The 1,939-nt window shown below is 64.3% G+C and carries 1 protein-coding gene; it reads left to right on the top strand.

Going from position 1 to position 1,939, the window contains the following annotated elements:
* A partial coding sequence (locus VGC77_RS20000; protein WP_331173315.1) for a chemotaxis protein CheA occupies positions 1 to 1,939 on the top strand: 1,939 nt, incomplete at both ends.

Raw genomic sequence — 1,939 nt, 5'->3', positions numbered from 1 at the left:
ACCTGCGGGTTTCTAGGCTTGCCGCGGCTGGAAGCGCTAGCGCACGCCGCCGAGACGCTGATGGGCAAATTCCGCGACGGCATGCCGGTGACCGGCGAAGCGGTGACGCTGATCCTTTTGACCATCGACCGCATTAAAGAGATTCTGGGCGGGCTGGAGGCCACCGAGGCGGAGCCCGAGGGCGTCGATCAGGATCTGATCGGCGAACTGGAAGTGTTGTCGCAACGCCCGATGACGCCGGCCGAGGCCGCGCCCGAACGGGCCGCGCCGGTTGCTGAAGTCGCCGCGCCGCTGGCCGAGGGCACGCTGGTGCCGCAGGTGCTGGAGCGCGCGCTGCGCCCCGGCGAAGTCTCGCTCGACGAATTGGAGCGGGCGTTTCGCGAGACCGAAGTCGCGGTCGAGATCCCGGTGGCCCAAGAACAGCCGGCCGCGCATCAGCCCATCGAACATCATCCCGCCGCGCATCATCCCGTCGAGCATCAGCCCGCCGCGGCCGAGGCCAAGCCGGCGAAGCCCGCCCGCAAGAAGACCGCGGTGGAATTGGACCCGCAGCTGCACGAGACCGACAAGATCGCCAACCAGTCGATCCGGGTCAATGTCGACACCCTCGAACATCTGATGACCATGGTCTCCGAGCTGGTGCTGACCCGCAATCAGCTCCTGGAGATCAGCCGCCGCCACGAGGACACCGAGTTCAAGGTGCCGTTGCAGCGGCTCTCCACCGTCACCGCCGAATTGCAGGACGGCGTGATGAAGACAAGGATGCAGCCGATCGGTAATGCCTGGCAGAAGCTGCCGCGCATCGTGCGCGATCTCGCCTCCGAACTCGGCAAGCAGATCGAACTGGAGATGCACGGCGCCGACACCGAGCTCGACCGCCAGGTGCTCGACCTGATCAAGGACCCGTTGACGCATATGGTGCGCAACTCCGCCGATCATGGTCTCGAGACCCCGGCCGATCGCGCCGCCGCCGGCAAGCCCGAGCAGGGCACCATCAGGCTGTCGGCGTATCATGAGGGCGGCCACATCGTGCTGTCGATCGCCGACAATGGCCGCGGCCTCGACACCGCGCGGATCAAGGCCAAGGTGATCTCCAACGGGCTCGCCTCGGAAGCCGACGTCGAGAAGATGTCGGAGAGCCAGATCCACAAATTCATCTTCGCGCCGGGCTTCTCCACCGCGGCCGCGGTGACCAGCGTGTCCGGCCGCGGCGTCGGCATGGACGTGGTGCGCACCAACATCGATCAGATCGGCGGCACCATCGACATCAAGTCGGTGGCTGGCGAAGGGTCCAGCGTCACCATCAAGATTCCGCTGACGCTCGCGATTGTCTCGGCGTTGATCGTCGAGGCGGGTGGCGATCGCTTCGCCATTCCGCAACTCGCTGTGGTCGAACTGGTGCGCGCACGCGCCAATTCCGAACACCGCATCGAGCGGATCAAGGACACGCCGGTGCTCCGGTTGCGCAACAAGCTGTTGCCGCTGATGCATCTCAAGAAATTGTTGCAGATCGACGACGGCACCAACAGCGATCCGGAAAACGGCTTCATCGTGGTGACGCAGGTCGGTAACCAGACCTTCGGCATCGTCGTCGACGGCGTGTTCCATACCGAGGAAATCGTCGTCAAGCCGATGTCCACCAAGCTGCGCCACATCGGCATGTTCTCCGGCAACACCATCCTCGGTGATGGAGCGGTGATCATGATCGTCGATCCGAACGGCATTGCGCAGGAGCTCGGTGCTTCCGGTTCGAACCAGCTCGAAATCGCTGACGAGAACGCGGCGATGCGTGCCATGACTTCCGAACAGTTGACCTCGCTGCTGGTGTTCCGTGCCGGATCGGCCCAGCCGAAGGCCGTGCCGCTTGGTCTTGTGACGCGCCTCGAGGAAGTCGGTATCGACAAGATCGAAATGTCGAACGGCCGCTACATGGTTCAGT

It is taken from the genome of Rhodopseudomonas sp. (genome assembly GCF_036404135.1).
In the GTDB taxonomy this organism is placed as follows: Bacteria; Pseudomonadota; Alphaproteobacteria; order Rhizobiales; family Xanthobacteraceae; genus Rhodopseudomonas_A.
This window is presented reverse-complemented; position numbering and strand designations above follow the sequence as displayed.